16 protein-coding genes are annotated in these 16,167 nt (G+C 69.1%); 10 read left to right on the top strand and 6 right to left on the bottom strand.

Annotated elements, in window-relative coordinates:
* Window positions 1-35: 35 nt before the first annotated feature.
* The 5 genes from gyrB to dnaN form a co-directional block, all read right to left on the bottom strand.
* Window positions 36-2,003, bottom strand: a complete 1,968-nt coding sequence (gene gyrB / locus JYK18_RS11825; RefSeq protein ID WP_206802130.1) for a DNA topoisomerase (ATP-hydrolyzing) subunit B — start codon at window positions 2,001-2,003, stop codon at window positions 36-38.
* A gap of 199 nt (window positions 2,004-2,202) precedes the next feature.
* On the bottom strand, window positions 2,203-2,718 hold the full coding sequence (locus JYK18_RS11830; RefSeq protein ID WP_206802131.1) for a DciA family protein: 516 nt from the start codon (window positions 2,716-2,718) through the stop codon (window positions 2,203-2,205).
* A gap of 227 nt (window positions 2,719-2,945) precedes the next feature.
* Window positions 2,946-4,103: a DNA replication/repair protein RecF gene (gene recF / locus JYK18_RS11835; RefSeq protein ID WP_206802132.1), complete on the bottom strand. Its 1,158-nt coding sequence runs from the start codon at window positions 4,101-4,103 to the stop codon at window positions 2,946-2,948.
* A 10-nt stretch (window positions 4,104-4,113) separates the two neighbouring features.
* Window positions 4,114-5,004 (bottom strand): phosphogluconate dehydrogenase (NAD(+)-dependent, decarboxylating), encoded by an 891-nt coding sequence (gene gnd, locus JYK18_RS11840; RefSeq protein WP_206802133.1) that lies wholly within the window; start codon window positions 5,002-5,004, stop codon window positions 4,114-4,116.
* Between the two features lie 34 nt (window positions 5,005-5,038).
* The gene (gene dnaN / locus JYK18_RS11845) at window positions 5,039-6,172 is read right to left on the bottom strand and encodes a DNA polymerase III subunit beta (RefSeq protein ID WP_206802134.1); all 1,134 of its coding nucleotides are present in this window, start codon (window positions 6,170-6,172) and stop codon (window positions 5,039-5,041) included.
* An 855-nt stretch (window positions 6,173-7,027) separates the two neighbouring features.
* Here dnaN and JYK18_RS11850 point away from each other — a divergent pair.
* The gene (locus JYK18_RS11850; protein ID WP_206802135.1) at window positions 7,028-7,633 is read left to right on the top strand and encodes a CGNR zinc finger domain-containing protein; all 606 of its coding nucleotides are present in this window, start codon (window positions 7,028-7,030) and stop codon (window positions 7,631-7,633) included.
* Between the two features lie 54 nt (window positions 7,634-7,687).
* Here the strand turns inward: JYK18_RS11850 and dnaA are convergent, their stop codons facing one another.
* Window positions 7,688-9,370 carry a chromosomal replication initiator protein DnaA gene (dnaA, locus tag JYK18_RS11855; RefSeq protein WP_206802136.1) on the bottom strand — a complete coding sequence of 561 codons (1,683 nt, stop codon included), beginning with the start codon at window positions 9,368-9,370 and terminating at the stop codon, window positions 7,688-7,690.
* Between the two features lie 529 nt (window positions 9,371-9,899).
* Between dnaA and rpmH the strand changes: the two genes are divergently transcribed.
* The 9 genes from rpmH (at window position 9,900) to JYK18_RS11900 (ending at window position 16,087) form a co-directional block, all read left to right on the top strand.
* Entirely contained in the window at window positions 9,900-10,043 is a 144-nt protein-coding gene (rpmH, locus tag JYK18_RS11860; RefSeq protein ID WP_113695296.1) for a 50S ribosomal protein L34, read from the top strand.
* Between the two features lie 17 nt (window positions 10,044-10,060).
* Window positions 10,061-10,465, top strand: coding sequence for a ribonuclease P protein component (rnpA, locus tag JYK18_RS11865; protein WP_206802137.1), 405 nt, complete (start codon window positions 10,061-10,063; stop codon window positions 10,463-10,465).
* Complete coding sequence (yidD, locus tag JYK18_RS11870) at window positions 10,456-10,776, top strand: membrane protein insertion efficiency factor YidD (RefSeq protein ID WP_153037746.1); 321 nt, start codon at window positions 10,456-10,458, stop codon at window positions 10,774-10,776. The genes rnpA and yidD overlap by 10 nt, the downstream gene beginning before the upstream one ends.
* A gap of 4 nt (window positions 10,777-10,780) precedes the next feature.
* Window positions 10,781-11,941 (top strand): membrane protein insertase YidC, encoded by a 1,161-nt coding sequence (yidC, locus tag JYK18_RS11875; RefSeq protein ID WP_206802138.1) that lies wholly within the window; start codon window positions 10,781-10,783, stop codon window positions 11,939-11,941.
* A gap of 26 nt (window positions 11,942-11,967) precedes the next feature.
* The gene (locus JYK18_RS11880; RefSeq protein ID WP_206802139.1) at window positions 11,968-12,522 is read left to right on the top strand and encodes a R3H domain-containing nucleic acid-binding protein; all 555 of its coding nucleotides are present in this window, start codon (window positions 11,968-11,970) and stop codon (window positions 12,520-12,522) included.
* A 124-nt stretch (window positions 12,523-12,646) separates the two neighbouring features.
* Window positions 12,647-13,345, top strand: a complete 699-nt coding sequence (locus tag JYK18_RS11885) for a tyrosine-protein phosphatase (RefSeq protein ID WP_206802140.1) — start codon at window positions 12,647-12,649, stop codon at window positions 13,343-13,345.
* Between the two features lie 115 nt (window positions 13,346-13,460).
* The gene (gene rsmG, locus JYK18_RS11890) at window positions 13,461-14,129 is read left to right on the top strand and encodes a 16S rRNA (guanine(527)-N(7))-methyltransferase RsmG (RefSeq protein ID WP_206802141.1); all 669 of its coding nucleotides are present in this window, start codon (window positions 13,461-13,463) and stop codon (window positions 14,127-14,129) included.
* 63 nt (window positions 14,130-14,192) lie between these two features.
* Window positions 14,193-15,107 carry a ParA family protein gene (locus tag JYK18_RS11895; protein WP_374195007.1) on the top strand — a complete coding sequence of 305 codons (915 nt, stop codon included), beginning with the start codon at window positions 14,193-14,195 and terminating at the stop codon, window positions 15,105-15,107.
* Window positions 15,104-16,087 carry a ParB/RepB/Spo0J family partition protein gene (locus JYK18_RS11900; protein WP_206802143.1) on the top strand — a complete coding sequence of 328 codons (984 nt, stop codon included), beginning with the start codon at window positions 15,104-15,106 and terminating at the stop codon, window positions 16,085-16,087. The genes JYK18_RS11895 and JYK18_RS11900 overlap by 4 nt, the downstream gene beginning before the upstream one ends.
* The last annotated feature ends 80 nt before the right edge of the window (window positions 16,088-16,167 follow it).

The raw sequence follows: 16,167 nt of genomic DNA on the forward strand, positions 1-16,167 counted from the left end.
TCCTTCTATGGTTCAGGAAAAGTCCGTGGCGGGGACTACACGTCGAGGAAGCGGACGTCCTTGGCGTTGCGGGTGATGAACGAGCGGCGGGCCTCCACGTCCTCGCCCATCAGGACCGAGAACAGCTCGTCCGCGGTGGCCGCGTCGTCCAGGGTGACCTGGCCGAGCAGCCGGTTGGCCGGGTCCATCGTGGTCTCCCACAGCTCTTCGGCGTTCATCTCGCCGAGACCCTTGTAGCGCTGGATCGCGTCGTCCTTGGGGAGCTTCTTGCCCGCCGCGACGCCCTCGGCGATCAGGCCGTCGCGCTCGCGGTCGGAGTAGGCGTACTCCGGCTCCTGCCGGGGCCACTTGATCTTGTAGAGCGGCGGCCGCGAGAGGAAGACGTGCCCGTGCTCGACCAGCGGCCGCATGAAGCGGAACAGCAGGGTGAGCAGCAGCGTGGTGATGTGCTGGCCATCGACGTCGGCGTCGGCCATCAGCACGATCTTGTGGTACCGCAGCTTCGCCAGGTCGAACTCGTCGTGGATGCCGGTGCCCAGCGCGGTGATCAGCGACTGGACCTCGGTGTTCTTCAGCACCCGGTCGATCCGGGCCTTCTCCACGTTGATGATCTTGCCGCGGATCGGCAGGATCGCCTGGTACATCGAGTCCCGGCCCTCCTTGGCCGAGCCGCCAGCCGAGTCACCCTCGACGATGTAGAGCTCGCACTCCTCCGGGTTGGTGGAGCGGCAGTCCTTGAGCTTGCCGGGCAGCCCGCCGATCTCCAGCGCGCCCTTGCGGCGGACCAGGTCGCGCGCCTTGCGGGCGGCCATCCGCGCCTGGGCGCTGGAGATCGACTTGTTGATCACCGTCTTCGCTTCGGCCGGGTTGCGCTCGAACCAGTCGGCCAGCCACTCGTTCGTCTTGCTCTGCACGAACGACTTCGCCTCGCTGTTGCCCAGCTTGGTCTTGGTCTGGCCCTCGAACTGCGGTTCGGCCAGCTTCACCGAGACGATCGCGGCGAGGCCCTCGCGCACGTCGTCCCCGGTGAGGTTGCTGTCCTTCTCCTTGAGCAGCTTCTTGTCGCGCGCGTACGCGTTGACGATGCGGGTCAGCGCGGCGCGGAAGCCCTCCTCGTGGGTCCCGCCCTCGTGCGTGTTGATCGTGTTGGCGAAGGTGTACACCGACGGGGTGAACCCGGTGTTCCACTGCATCGCGACCTCGACCTCGAGCCCGTCGCCCTTGGCGTCGAAGGAGATCACGCTGGAGTGGATCGGGTCCTTGCTGCCGTTGATGTGCTTGACGAAGTCCTCGAGCCCGCCCGGGTAGCAGTAGACGCGCTCCTTGACCCTGGCCTGCTGGCCGGAGGCGTCCTCTTCGGTGTCCTCCTCGGCCACGCGCTCGTCGCGCAGGCTCAGCGTGAGGCCCTTGTTCAGGAAGGCCATCTCCTGCAGGCGCCGGGCGATGGTCTCGGCGTTGTAGGTGGTGGTCTCGAAGATGTCCGGGTCGGCCCAGAAGGTGACCGTGGTGCCGGTGCGGTCGGTCTCGCCTGCCTCGGTCAGCGGGCCGGGCACGGACTTGTCGTAGTGCTGGGTCCAGATCTTGCCGCCGAGGTGGATCTCCACGTCGAGCGCGGTGGACAGCGCGTTCACCACGGAGACGCCGACGCCGTGCAGACCGCCGGAGACCGCGTAGGAGTCGCTGTCGAACTTGCCGCCGGCGTGCAGCACGGTGAGCACGACCTCGACGGTCGGCTTCTGCTCCTTGGGGTGCATCTCCACCGGGATGCCGCGGCCGTCGTCGATCACCCTGACCCCGCCGTCGGCCAGTAGAATGACCTCGACCTTGGTCGCGTAGCCGGCCATCGCCTCGTCGACGGAGTTGTCCACGACCTCCTGGACCAGGTGGTGCAGGCCGCGTTCGCCGGTCGAGCCGATGTACATGCCGGGGCGCTTGCGGACCGCTTCAAGACCCTCGAGCACGGTGATGGACGATGCGTTGTAGTCGTTCTTGTTCGCTGTCACCGGCGTGTTTTCTCCTCGTCTCGAGCAGCGCGGTCATCCCGCTACGAACATGGTACTTGGCCACGTCCGCTCACATGCGGCAAGGACACCTCTGATTTCGTCACAGAGCCACGAACTCGACGCGGGTCGACTCGGGCAATGGTTCAGCAGTGCTCCGCACGCTCTCGGGGCAATGAGTCAGCCCCGAGTCAAGCCCTTCTCACCCGTATGTGTCACGCGGGCCGCGGCCGGAGACGTGCCGGGGACCCTTTCGCCAGCTCGGCGCCGTCGGACCCTGGATGCGCATGCGCTTGACCACGCCGTTCCCGACCCCGGCGGCGATCTTGCCGAGCAGCTGGCCCTGCAGCAGGCGGAGCTGCGTGGCCCAGGCGGTGGAGCTGGCGCGCACGGTCAGCTCGCCGTCCTTGAGCGCGACCGGCTGCGCGTGCTCGGCCACCTCCTCCCCGACCAGGCGGGCCCAGCGGCCGAACACCTGACCGGAGGCGAGCCGCCCGTTCCAGCCGCGTTCGACCGCGATCCGGGAGACGATCCGCCCGAGCGGCTGTGGATCGCGGGAGTCGGCACCGGGCCCGGACCACCGGCGGCGGCGCGGGTCCTGGCGGGTGCCGGTGACCGGCCGCTTGCCGAGCGGGGTCTTCCGCGCCTGTGCCTTCGCGCGCGCGGCGTCCAGTGCGGCCCGCGCGAGGTCGCGACCGGACTGTGGACTACCATTCACATTCGGCGCAGCGGCAATGTCACTGTCCGTGCTCGAAGTCGGCGCCCCATCCGTGGACTCGCCCACGTGAGGGCCAGCAGACCGCCCATTTGGCCGTGCGGTCACTCGTCGCGATAACTGGTTCACGGTGTTATCCACACTATCCACAGGTTTGTCCCCAGATAGGTGGGCAACCGCTGTGGTCGCGGTCACCCCGGGTCGCTGGCTTGATCTTGAACGGGTGGCCGTCAGGCAAGGCGCACCTCTCCCTCCGTGACGGAGAAGCGCCGCCCGGTCAGTTCCTCGGGCACGTCCTCCGCCACCGCCGCGGTCACCAGCACCTGCTCGGCGGAGGCGGCGACCTCCGCCAGGCGCGCGCGGCGACGCCGGTCCAGCTCGGCGAAGACGTCGTCGAGCAGCAGTACCGGCTCGCCCGCCTCGGCGCGCAACAGCTCGTAGGAACCGAGCCGCAGCGCGAGGGCGAACGACCAGGACTCGCCGTGGCTGGCGTAGCCCTTCGCCGGTGCCGCACCGAGCACGAGGTCCAGCTCGTCCCGGTGCGGCCCGACCAGACTTACCCCGCGTTCGAGCTCCTGGGCGCGCGACTCGCCGAGCGCGGTCACCAGAATCTCCGTCAGCTTGCCGACGTCAGCGCGTTCACCAGCGGGAACGCCGTACCCGGCCGGAATGGCCTCGCCCAGGCTCGACCGGTAGGAGATCAGCGCGGGACGGGAGTCCGGCGCCACCCCCTGGTAGGCGGCCGAGGTGTGCGGGGCCAGGTCCGCGACCAGGTCGAGCCGCCCGGCGAGCAGCTGCGCGCCGACCGTGGCCAGGTGGTTGTCCCACACCTCCAGCGTGCTCAGCGCGTACGGGTCCTCCCGCGCGCTGCCGCGCTTCTTGCCGGTGGTCTTGAGTAGCGCGTTGCGCTGGCGCAGGACCCGCTCGTAGTCCGACCGCACCCCGGCGTACCTCGGCGCGCGCTGCACCAGCAGCTCGTCGAGGAACTTGCGGCGTTCACCGGGATCGCCGCGGACCAGGGCCAGGTCCTCCGGGCAGAACAACACCGTGCGCAGGATGCCGAGCACGTCGCGTGGTTTGCCGACCGCGCCCCGGTTCACCCTGGCGCGGTTCGCCCGGCCGGGGGTGATCTCCAGTTCCACGGTCAGCTCGCGGTCGTCGTTGACCACGGCCACCCGCACCAGCGCGCGCTCCTGCCCGTGGCGGACCAGCGGCGCGTCGGTGGCGACCCGGTGCGAGCCGAGCGTGGCCGCGTACCCGATCGCCTCGATCAGGTTCGTCTTGCCGCGGCCGTTCTGCCCGACCAGCACGGTCGGACCCGGTTCGAGCGGCAGGTCGGCGTGCTCCCACGAGCGGAAGTCCGTGACCTGCAGATGACGGAGGTACACCGCGACCGGCTCAGCCGCCGGCCTTCTTCACCGCGTGGCCGCCGAACTGCTGGCGCAGCGCGGCCACCGCGCGCATGGCGGACGAGTGCTCCTGGCGCGAGGCGAACCTGGCGAACAGCGCGGCCGAGATGACCGGCGCCGGCACCGCGTTGTTGATCGCCTCTTCGAGCGTCCACCGGCCCTCGCCGGAGTCCTCGACGTAGCCTTCGAGGTCGTCCAACTCCGGGTCCTCGTCGAGGGCGCGGACCAGCAGGTCGAGCAGCCAGGACCGGACCACGGTGCCCCGCTGCCAGCCCTTGATCACCGAGGGCACGTCCTCGACCACGTTCGACGCCTCGAGCAGTTCGAAGCCCTCGGCGAACGCCTGCATCAGGCCGTACTCGATGCCGTTGTGCACCATCTTCGCGTAGTGCCCGGCGCCGACCGAGCCCGCGTGCGAGAAGCCCTCCTCGCGCGGACCCTCCGGCCGGAGGGCGTCGAAGATCGGCATCGCGCGCTCGACGTCGGCGGCGGCACCGCCGACCATCAGGCCGTAACCGTTCTCCTTGCCCCACACCCCGCCGGACACCCCGACGTCGAGGTAACCGACGCCCTTCGCGGCGAGCAGTTCGGCGTTGAGCTTGTCGTCGGTGAACTTGGAGTTCCCGCCGTCGATCAGGATGTCGCCCTCGCCGAGCAGGTTGCCGAAGGCGACCACGGTCTCGCGGGTCGGCTCACCGGCGGGCACCATCACCCAGACGATGCGCGGCGCGGCCAGCTTCGAGACCAGGTCCTCGAGCGAGGTCGTGTCGCTGACCTCGGCGTTGCGGTCGTAGCCGAGGACCTCGTGCCCGGCGGCCCGCAGCCGCTCGCGCATGTTGAAGCCCATCTTGCCGAGCCCGACCAGCCCCATCTGCACCATGAATCTCCCCTTCGCTCCGTTCGGTGGCCGACGCTCAGCCCGGCAGGCGGACCGGCATCAGCAGGTAGAGGTACCCGGGCACCACGTTGCCCTCCTCGTCCGCGGGCTTGATCAGCGCGGGGCGGTTCGGCGTGGTGAAGGTGAGCTCGGCGCGGTCGGCGTGCAGCGCGCCGAGGCCGTCCACCAGGTAACCCGGGTTGAAGGCGATGGTCACCGCCTCCCCCTCGTAGTCCACCGGCAGCTCTTCCTCGGCGCTGCCTTCGTCGTCCCCACCGGCGGAGAGCCGGAGGAGGCCTTCGGAGAACTCGAGCCGCACCTGGGTACCGCGCTCGGCGACCAGCGAAACGCGCTTGATCGCCTCGGCGAGCGCGCCGACGCCGATCACCGCGCGCGAGGTGTGGCTCGCGGGCAGCAGCTGGCGGTACGGCGGGAACTCGGCGTCGAGCAGGCGGGTGGTGGCGTACCGGCCGGAACCGGAGAGGCCGAGCAGCCCCTCGCCGCTGGCCAGCGCGAGCTTGACGGTGGCCCCGCTGCCGCCCATCGACTTGGCGGCCTCGGCCAGCGTGCGCGCGGGCACCAGCACCGCGGCGTCGGCCAGCCCCTCGGCCGGCTTCCAGGTGAACTCGCGCATGGCGAGGCGGAAGCGGTCGGTGGCGACCAGGGTGACCGCGTCGCCGGAGATCTCCAGCCGCATCCCGGTCAGCATCGGGAGCGTGTCGTCCTTGCCGGAGGCGACCGCGACCTGGGCCACCGCCTGGCCGAAGACCTCACCGGCCAGTTCACCGGCGAAGGCGGGCTGGGCCGGGAGCTGCGGGTAGTCCTCGACCGGCATGGTCGGCAGGCTGAACTTGGCGTTCCCGCAGGTGATGGACGCGCGGGCGCCGTCGACCGAGATCTCCACCGGCTGCGCGGGCAGCGCCTTGGTGATGTCGGCGAGGAGGCGGCCGGAGACCAGCATGCGGCCGCCGTCGGCGATCGTGGCCGGGACGCCCACGGTGGCGGAGACCTCGTAGTCGAACCCCGAAACGGTGAGCGCGTCGCTCTCGGACGAGTCGGAGGCCTCCAGGAGTACTCCGCCCAGTACCGGGACGGGAGGCCGCGACGGCAGGCTTCTCGCCACCCAGGCGACGGCGTCTGCCAGCCCGTCGCGCTCGACGCGGATCTTCATGCGCTCATCCTTTCGCGATAGCCGGGCCCCTCCGGCCCGAGAAGATCGACAACCGCCTCTGGCGTGCGCCCGGCTTGCGGCGGCGGCACGCGGAGACCTCGCCAGCGTGGTGTGCGGTCCGGGTGGCGGTGACGAGCACCGACGGGCGGACCTGGTGTGGGTACTCACGTTAGAGCGTGACCCGGCTCGGCGTCACCCGGCCCACCCTGTCGACAAAACGATCAAGCGACAGCCTCGGTGCGACTTGTCCCCAACTTCGAGCTGCCCCTGTTTTTGGTTTTTTCCTAGAAGAGAAATTCACAGTGACAGTAGTAAGGGGTGTGGATTGTGTGGACAGCGCTCGTTGTCGCAGCGTGTACGGCGCGGCGGGCTGTGGACACCGGTGGTGGCGGATCGGTGGACAGACTCGGCCGCCCGTGCACAACTCGGCGGCGCGCGCGATCCATCCACATCTGTCCACAGTTGTCCACACGGCTGTCCCCAGCTGTGCGCTGATTTGTACCCAGGCGGTGCACGGGCGGCGGCCGCGAAACTCGTGACGGAGATCGCTCTCCAGGGTGATGTGGACAGTTTTGTGCACTTCCTGTGCATGGCCTGCCCCCAGCCTGTGTTTTTCCTGTGGAGAAAGGGAAAAAGAGCAGGTGGGACCCCTGGGGACTAATTTTCCCTTGTGGGGCAAGAAGATCCGCGACGCGTCGCGTACGCCACTTCGCCCGCGTACGCGCCCTACGCGCGTCTCGCGGGCTCTCGCCGCTTTCGTTGGTGTGCAAGCGCTTCGCGTGCGTACGCGGCATCAGACGCCCCTCGCGTAGGTAACCGCTTTTACCGGTGTTCGTAACTTACTATAGTAGTTACATGGATCTCGGCACCAGATTGATCACCGGATCGGACGGCCAGACCTTCCCGTTCGATCCGGGGGCCTTCTTCCTCGAGCTGCTCCTCACCGGCGGGCCGGAAGCGGATCAGCGGTGGGAGCTGTTGCGCGGGACCGCGGACCTGGCCGGCTGGCTGGTGGACTCGCGGCTGGCGCTCACCGCGCCGATCGACGCCGACGACGTCCGCATCCGCCCGGCCGAGCTGCGCGACATCAAGCAGTTCCGCGACACGCTCTGGACCGTCGCCCACGTGGTGGCGGCCGCGGAGGAACCGAACGAGGACGAACTCGAAATCATCAACGCGGCGGCGGAGTCGTCACTGCGGCCGCGGATCGCGCTCGACACCGGCGTGTGCGAATGGGCCACGCCGATCACCGGCACCCAGGTGCTCGGCACCGCCGCCCGCGAGGCGATCGACGTGATCGGCGGTGACCGGATCGACCGGCTGCGTGAGTGCGAGGCGGAGGACTGCGCGCTGGTTTTCCTGGACACCTCGCGCCCGGGCAACCGGCGCTGGTGCTCCATGCAACGCTGCGGCAACCGGCACAAGGTGAAGGCCTACCGCGCGCGGCACGCCAAGGAGTAGTACTGAGCTACTGGGTTGCTGCCGCGTGATGCGTGATGCGGAGTGGTGCCGGGACTACTGACGCGCGCGCTGCTTGATGCGCGAGGTCAGCTCCTGCACCTGGTCGTAGATCCGGCGGCGCTCGGCCATCTCCTTGCGGATCTTCTTCGCGGCGTGCATCACCGTGGTGTGGTCGCGGCCGCCGAAGGTCTGGCCGATGCGCGGCAGCGACATGTCGGTCAGCTCGCGGCACAGGTACATGGCGATCTGCCGCGCGGTGGCGAGCGCCTTCGTCTTGCCCGGCCCGCACAGGTCGTCGAGCGAGACGTCGAAGAACTCGGCGGTGACGCCCATGATGGTCGGCGCGCTGATCTCCGGCGCCTGCGAATCCGGGATCAGGTCCCGCAGCACGATCTCGGCGAGGCCGACGTCGACCGGCTGCTGGTTCAGCGAGGCGAACGCGGTGACGCGGATGAGCGCGCCTTCGAGCTCGCGGATGTTCGCTTCGACCCTGGCGGCGATGAACTCCAGCACCTCACCGGGCACCGCGAGCCGGTCCTGCGCGGCCTTCTTGCGCAGGATGGCGATGCGGGTCTCCAGCTCGGGCGGCTGGATGTCGGTGATCAGGCCCCACTCGAACCGCGTGCGCAGCCGGTCCTCCAGGGTTTCCAGCCGCTTCGGCGGCCGGTCGGAGGAGACCACGATCTGCTTGTTCTGGTTGTGCAGGGTGTTGAAGGTGTGGAAGAACTCCTCCTGCGTGCCTTCCTTGCCCTCGAGGAACTGGATGTCGTCGACGAGCAGGATGTCGATATCCCGGTAGCGGCGCTGGAACGCCACCTTGCGGTCGTCGCGCAGGGAGTTGATGAAGTCGTTGGTGAATTCCTCGGTGGAGACGTACCGCACGCGCATCCCGGGGAACAGCCGCTGGGCGTAGTGCCCGACCGCGTGCAGCAGGTGCGTCTTGCCCAGCCCGGACTCGCCCCAGATGAACAGCGGGTTGTACGCCCGCGACGGCGCTTCGGCGACGGCGACCGATGCCGCGTGCGCGAACCGGTTCGACGCGCCGATGACGAAGGTGTCGAAGGTGTACTTCTCGTTCAGGCGGGTCTTCGAGGTCTGCGGCTGCGCGGGCGCGGTGTAGGGCTGGCCCGCCACCGGCTGGCCGGAGAAGGTCGGCCAGATCTCGTGCACCGCGGCGAGCGCCTCGCCCTCTTCGTCGACCTCTTCTTCCCCGTCGTCGATCGGCTCGGCCTGGTCGTGCGAACGGGCCAGCTCGGCGGGGTCGGGCCGGGGGCTGCGGGTCGGCGGCATGCCCGGGGGCATCGCCGAACCCTCCAGCGGCGGCGCGGGTGGCGCGGCGGGCGGGCCCGGCATGGGCCGCGGTGGGTGGGGACGGGGGCTCGGCGGTCGCGGAGCGGAACCGTTGTCCACCCGTCCGGGTGGGGGCGCGTACCGGCTGGGTGGAGGCGGGCTGGCGCCACCGCCCATCGCGCCGTCGGTGGTTTCCACCTTGACCGCGAGCGAAACCTCCCGGCCGAGGCGGCGGGAGAGCGCGTCGGTGATCGCGCCGCGCAGGGCCCGTTCGATGGCTTCCTTGGCGAAATCGCTCGGAGCGGCGAGCAGTGCGGTGCCGTCCAGCAGGCCGATCGGCCTGGTCACGCGCATCCAGGCGCGCTGCTGGGGGGAGAGCGTGCTGTCGGACAGTTCGCGTACGACCTGCTCCCAGACCACACCCAGGTTCAACTGGTGGTCGGACACCTGCTCTGCTCCCCTCCCCTCGTCGACCCGCGGTTCACCCACACGGAGCGCTCTACCCTATCCCCACGCCGAACCCGCGCAGCAGGTATCCACAAAGTTGTCCACAACTGTGCACTAATGTACGGCGACGCCCAGCCGCCTCACCCGGCGGCCCGCACGGCGAGCGCCAGCACTGGTGAGGCAAGAGAAAAGGCACGCTAACAAGCCCGCTTCGATGCCACAAGATGTCGTCGCGGGCAAGCTTTTCACGGTGCACGGCGTGTCGCCATTCGACTCTCGGCCGTCGCCCGCCCGGCCCGCGAGGGGTGGTCGCGGTGTGTTATCCAGGGGCCGGTTTCGGTGTCACCGGGCCGGGTGCGTACTCTCGTAAGGTCTCCCGCAGGCAGCGGGTGCGTTTCGCGTGCCCGTGTTCTTCCCGCTACCGAGGTGGGGTCGCGGCCGTGCTGGAGACGAACACACACGTACGCGCTCGCCCGGTTTCACGTCTGCTCGCAGGCGTCGGCGAGTCAGAGAGCAGGAGAAGTCGACCGTGGCAAAGGGTAAGCGCACCTTCCAGCCGAACAACCGCCGACGCGCGCGGACCCACGGGTTCCGGCTGCGCATGCGGACCCGTGCCGGCCGGGCCATCTTGGCGGCCCGTCGTCGCAAGGGCCGTCAAGAGCTGTCCGCCTGATTCCGGCGGGGCCCGCCATGTTGCCGGCCACCGCTCGACTGCGGCGGAGCGAGGACTTCCGTTCGGTCATGCGCGGTGGCGTCCGGGCCGGACGCAAACGCCTGGTGGTCCACGTGATCCCGGGCGACGCGGCAGGCGCCACGGGCAGCAGGGCGGGCTTTGTCGTGAGCAAGGCCGTCGGGAACTCGGTGGTGCGCCACCGGGTCTCCCGTCGGTTGCGTCATCTCGTATCCGCGCGGCTCGGAACACTTCCGGGCGGTAGCTCGTTGGTCGTTCGGGCCCTGCCTGCCGCTGCCACCGCCACCAGCGCGGAACTCGGTTCGGATCTCGACTCGGCGTTGCGCCGGCTCGGCCTCCTGCCCGGTTCCGCGGGCGGGGCACGCAAGGAACCACCTTCGCGCGAAGACGGGCCATCGGTGTGAGCGAAACACGAACAGATGAGGCCGGCCAGGCCCCTGCGCCGCGGCCTGGTCCCGTCGCGTGGGTTCTTCTGCTCCCGGTGCGCTTCTACCGCAAGGCCATCTCCCCCTTCCTGCCGCCCAGCTGCCGGTTCTACCCCAGCTGTAGTGCCTACGCGCAGGAAGCACTGACCCGGCACGGCGCCGCTCGCGGGAGCTACCTCGCGGTGCGCCGGCTGCTGCGCTGCGGGCCGTGGACCCCTCCCGGCCGGGACCCGGTACCCGAGGTCTTCACCTGGCGCCATCACCGACCTGGTACATCTACCGAGGAGTAGTTCAGTGCTCGACTTCATCTACTACCCCGTGTCCTTCATCCTGTGGTGTTGGCACAAGGTATTCGGGCTGGTGTTCGGCGAGGCCAGCGCCGTGGCCTGGGTGCTGGCGATTATCTTCCTGACCTTCACCGTGCGCGGCATCATGTTCAAGCCGTTCGTGAACCAGGTCCGGTCGATGAAGAAGATGCAGGACTTCGCGCCGGAGATCAAGAAGGTCCAGAAGAAGTACGCCAACGACAAGCAGCGCCAGGCGCTGGAGATGCAGAAGCTCCAGAAGGAGCACGGCGTCAACCCGCTCGGCAGCTGCCTGCCGATGCTGCTGCAGATCCCGGTGTTCATCGGCCTGAACCACGTGCTGCGGATGTTCACGGTCAACCCGAACGGCGGGGAGAAGACCGAGAACTACTTCTTCGACAAGGGCGGCGTCGAGTCCTACGTCAACGCGAAGCTGTTCGGCGTCAACCTCGGCGACGCGATCCACAACACGCAGATCCTCGCCGGCGAGGCGGCTTCCAGCGGCTGGCACTGGTACGTGGCGCCGGTCGCGATCCCGCTGATGATCGTCGCGTCGATCGCCACCCACCTGACCGCGCGTCACTCGGTCGCCCGCCAGAACCCGGCGTCGGCCACCCAGCAGACCGCCATGATGAACAAGCTGACGCTGTACGTCTTCCCGCTCGGTGTGCTCGTCTTCGGTGCGCTCTTCCCGATCGGTCTGCTCATCTACTGGCTGGCGAACAACGGCTGGACCCTGATGCAGCAGCGCCTGGTCTACACCAAGATCGACCGCGAAGAGGAGAAGAAGAAGGCCGAGGCGATCGAGAAGCGCAGCACCGCCGCGCCGAAGGTCGGCCAGAAGCCCAAGGTCGGGCAGAAGCCGGTGCAGCAGAAGAAGACCCCGGCCGCGCAGTCCGGTGACAAGCAGCAGGGACAGCAGGGGCAGAAGAAGAAGGCGGGCTCGCCGCACGGGTTCGCCCAGGGCGGCGGCAGCTCGGCGAAGAAGGGGTCCGGCGCGGCGAAGAAGCCGGCGCCGAAGGGGAACTCCGCCGCCGACTCGACCTCGGCCTCGTCCTCGAACGCGAACTCGAACTCGACTGAGAACGGTTCGGGTGTGCCCGGCCTGATCAGCGACTCAACGAAGAAGTCTGGCCGGAAGCGCCGCTGAGCGCGGGCTGGAGAGGAGACATGAGCATGGCGGAAACGGCCGAAGCGGTCGGTACCGAAGCGGAAACCGAAACCGAGGTCGCCGAGGCGCCCGCGGCTTCGCCGAAGAACGGTGCGGATGACGACCTCCTGGTGAAGGAGGGCGACATCGCGGGCGACTACCTGGAGCGCCTGCTGGACCTCCTGGACTACGACGGCGACATCGACCTCGATGTCGAAGCCGGCCGGGCGATCGTCAGCATCGACGGCGGCGAGGACCTGGAGAAGCTGGTCGGCTCGCGGGGCAACGTGCTGGAGGCCCTCCAGGAGCTGACCCGGCTGGCGGTGCAGCAGGAGACCGGTTCGCGGAGCCGGCTGATGCTGGACATCGCGGGCTGGCGGGCGGACCGCCGCGAGGAGCTGCGGGAGCTGGGCCGGTCGACGGCGGAGTCGGTGCTGTCGAGCGGGGAGAAGGTTCGACTTCAGCCGATGAGCCCGTTCGAGCGCAAGGTCGTGCACGACGCGGTCGCCGCGATCGACGGCGTGCGGAGCGAGAGCGAGGGCGAAGACCCGAAGCGTCGCGTGGTGGTCTCCCCCGCCTGATCTGTTTTTCGAAGCGGCCCGCCGGATCCTTCCGGCGGGCCGCTTTGCGTTTCACGTGAAACTGGCGCGGCCACCCGCAGCAGCTGGTGGCCAACCGGTTGGGTGGGTGCGGCGTCTTGTGGAGATGACCGGTGACAGGGATCTGCGGTGGGACGGCTGCGTCAACGTTCGTGATCTCGGCGGGCTGGGGTCGATCCGCCGGGGCGCCCTGGTGCGCATGGAGGAGCCGACCCGGTTGAGCGAGGCCGGGTGGGCGGCGGCGTGGGAGTACGGGGTTCGCACGATCGTCGACCTTCGGAACGACGACGAGCGCGCGCCGGATCTGGCGCTGCGGCCGGCGGGGATCGAGGTGGTGCGCGCGCCGTTGGATCCGATCGGCGCGCCCTTCTACGAACACTGGGTGAAGGTCGACGGCCTTGGCTCGCCGCTCCACTACCCCGCGCTGCTCGCCGAGCATCCGGAGTTGGTCGTCGCCGCGGTGCGTGCGGTGGCGACGGCGGCGCCCGGCGGCGTGGTCTTCCACTGTGCGGGCGGCAAGGACCGGACCGGATTGCTGGCGCTCGTGTTGCTCGCGTTGGCCGGAGTGGCGCCCGCCGAGATCGTCGCCGACTACTTGCTGACCTACGAGCGGATGAAGCCGCGGTACGACGAGCTCGGCGCCCGCGACCAACTGACCGCCGTCCGGGAGTTGCTCGCCAAGCACAGTACGACCATCGAGGACTCGCTGACGTCCACCATCCGCGCGCTCGCGATGCCGGGCTTCCTCCTCGACCACGGTCTGTCCGAGGCCGACCTCACGGCACTCCGTACGCGTTTCACGTGAAACTTGACGTGGGATCGTGCACATCTGCGGGTGCGTCGCGCGGTATTGACGTCTTCTTCGGGGACAATCGAGGCACGTCGTTTCACGTGAAACGGCGACCGAAGAGGAGTTCTGAGTGGGTGTGGAAGACGTCATCGGCACGCCGGCGGCGGCAAAGCAGGTCTTCGGGGAGCGACTCCCCCTCGCCGAGCGGTTTACCGCGATGCTCGCGGAGCACGGGGTCGCGCGCGGGTTAATCGGTCCGCGTGAAGTTGAGCGCCTCTGGGACCGCCACGTCTTGAACTCCGCGGTGATCGGCGAGAGGATCAACACCGCCGCCCGCGTCGCCGACGTCGGGTCCGGCGCCGGCCTTCCGGGGGTTCCGCTTGCGATCGCCCGGCCGGACCTCGATATCGTGCTCATCGAGCCGATGGCGCGGCGCGTCGACTGGCTCACCGAAGTCGTGGACGAGTTGGACCTGTCGTCCGTCACCGTGGTGCGTGGCCGGGCGGAGGAGAAAGCCGTCCTGGCCGTCGCGGCGGAGCGCGATGTGGTGACCGCGCGAGCGGTCGCTCCCCTGGCGAAGCTGGCCGGTTGGTGCCTGCCCCTGGTGCGCACCGGCGGCACGTTGCTCGCGCTGAAGGGATCGAGTGCCGCCGAGGAGATAACGCGAGACCGACTCGCGGTGACCAAGGCCGGTGGTGGTGAGGCGACGGTGGCGGAGTGCGGTGGCGGTCTGCTCGAGGTGCCGACCACCGTGGTGCTGATCCCCCGGGTCTCGCCGGAGAAGAAGCGCCGTCGTTGAGGAGATGTTCCACGTGAAACGAACCCAGAACAGCTCGCCCCTATCGAGGAGGTGCTTCGGCCGGTGAACCCACCGTCGTCAGCAAACACCGGACATGACGTGGGATGGACCCCGATTGCGGAAGAAGCCATGCGTGCCGCGCGGGTCCTGCACCCGGAGTCCTACCAACTCCCCAAGCCGGATCGCCGCCGCGTGCTCACGGTCGCCAACCAGAAGGGCGGGGTCGGCAAAACAACCAGCGCGGTGAACCTCGCCGCCGCCCTCGCGGTGCACGGGCTCAAGACGCTCGTGGTCGACCTCGACCCGCAGGGCAACGCCAGCACCGCGCTCAACGTGGAACACCGCTCGGGCACGCCCTCGGTCTACGAGGTGCTCCTCGGCGAGGTGACCCTGGCGGACGCCGCGGCGGTCAGCGAGCAGTCCCCCAACCTCTTCTGCGTGCCCGCCACGATCGACCTCGCGGGTGCCGAGATCGAGCTCGTCTCGATGGCGTCCCGGGAGACGCGCCTCAAGGAGGCGCTGACGAGCGACGCGATCGACCAGCTCGGTGTCGACTACGTCTTCATCGACTGCCCGCCGTCGCTCGGCCTGCTCACGGTGAACGCGATGGTCGCCGCGCAGGAGGTACTCATCCCGATCCAGTGCGAGTACTACGCGCTGGAGGGGCTCGGGCAGCTGCTCAGCAACATCGAACTGGTCCAGCAGCACCTGAACCGCGAGCTGGCCGTGTCCACCATCCTGCTCACCATGTACGACGGGCGCACCAAGCTCGCCGACCAGGTGACCCAGGAGGTGCGCAACCACTTCGGTGAGGTCGTGCTGAAGACGGTCATCCCCCGCAGCGTGAAGGTCTCCGAGGCGCCCGGCTACGGCCAGACGATCCTCGCCTACGACCCCGGTTCACGCGGGGCCCTGAGCTACTTGGACGCGGCGCGTGAGATCGCCGAGCGCGGTGTGAAGAACGGTGAGAAGCAATGAGTGCCGAACGCAGAGGGGGCCTCGGGCGCGGCCTCGCCGCCCTGATCCCCACCGGCCCGGTCAACGCCGAGGGCAAGCCGGTCGACCTGAAGCCGGTCAGTACCGACAACGGCCAGAACGGCACGGCGGCGGCTCCCGCGCCGGGTGGTGAGGTGGCCGGCGCGGTCTACCGCGAGGTGCCGCTCAGCGCGATCAAGCCGAACCCGAAGCAGCCGCGGCAGGTCTTCGACGAGGAGGCGCTGGCCGAGCTGGAGCACTCGATCCGCGAGTTCGGGCTCATGCAGCCCGTCGTGGTGCGGCAGCTCTCCGGCGACGAGTACGAGCTCGTCATGGGCGAGCGGCGCCTCCGGGCGTCGCAGCAGGCCGAGCTGGAGAAGATCCCGGCCATCGTCCGCCAGACCGCCGACGAGGCGATGCTGCGTGACGCGCTGCTCGAGAACATCCACCGCGTCCAGCTCAACCCGCTCGAAGAAGCCGCCGCGTACCAGCAGCTGCTCGACGAGTTCGAGGTGACCCACGAGGAGCTGGCGGGCCGCATCGGCCGCAGCCGTCCGGTCATCACGAACACCATCCGCCTGCTGAAGCTGCCGTTGCCGGTGCAGCGCCGGGTGGCCGCGGGCGTGCTTTCCGCCGGGCACGCGCGCGCTCTCCTGTCGCTGGAGAACCCGGAGGATCAGGAGGATCTGGCCGCCCGGATCGTCGCCGAGGGCATGTCGGTCCGCGCGACCGAAGAAGCGGTGACGCTCAAGAAGAGCGAGACGCCGCGCAAGGCGAAGCCCGCTCCCCGCAAGCCGATGCAGGCGCCGGGGTTGCAGGACCTCGCGGTGCGGCTCTCCGACACCTTCGACACCCGCGTCAAGGTCGACCTCGGCCGCCGGAAGGGCCGCATCGTGGTCGAATTCGGGTCGGTCGACGATCTTGAGCGGATCGTCGCGCTGATGGATCCGAATGCGACAAATCGGACAGCGGAATCCGATTAGGGATCACCCCGGGGCGTTTCGTCACGGTGATGATTTCCCAGCGTTGATCCACGAGCACGCAGCGGCATCGAAGATCGCGC

Origin of the sequence: Amycolatopsis sp. 195334CR, assembly GCF_017309385.1 — a bacterium.
GTDB lineage: Bacteria > Actinomycetota > Actinomycetes > Mycobacteriales > Pseudonocardiaceae > Amycolatopsis.

What these genes read in the sequence shown, in the direction of transcription:
- gnd (WP_206802133.1), bottom strand. Translation starts at nt 5,004, where the DNA reads ATGGTGCAGATGGGGCTGGTCGGGCTCGGCAAGATGGGCTTCAACATG.
- dnaN (WP_206802134.1), bottom strand. Translation starts at nt 6,172, where the DNA reads ATGAAGATCCGCGTCGAGCGCGACGGGCTGGCAGACGCCGTCGCCTGG.
- JYK18_RS11850 (WP_206802135.1), top strand. Translation starts at nt 7,028, where the DNA reads ATGGATCTCGGCACCAGATTGATCACCGGATCGGACGGCCAGACCTTC.
- rnpA (WP_206802137.1), top strand. Translation starts at nt 10,061, where the DNA reads ATGTTGCCGGCCACCGCTCGACTGCGGCGGAGCGAGGACTTCCGTTCG.
- JYK18_RS11880 (WP_206802139.1), top strand. Translation starts at nt 11,968, where the DNA reads ATGGCGGAAACGGCCGAAGCGGTCGGTACCGAAGCGGAAACCGAAACC.
- JYK18_RS11885 (WP_206802140.1), top strand. Translation starts at nt 12,647, where the DNA reads ATGACCGGTGACAGGGATCTGCGGTGGGACGGCTGCGTCAACGTTCGT.
- JYK18_RS11900 (WP_206802143.1), top strand. Translation starts at nt 15,104, where the DNA reads ATGAGTGCCGAACGCAGAGGGGGCCTCGGGCGCGGCCTCGCCGCCCTG.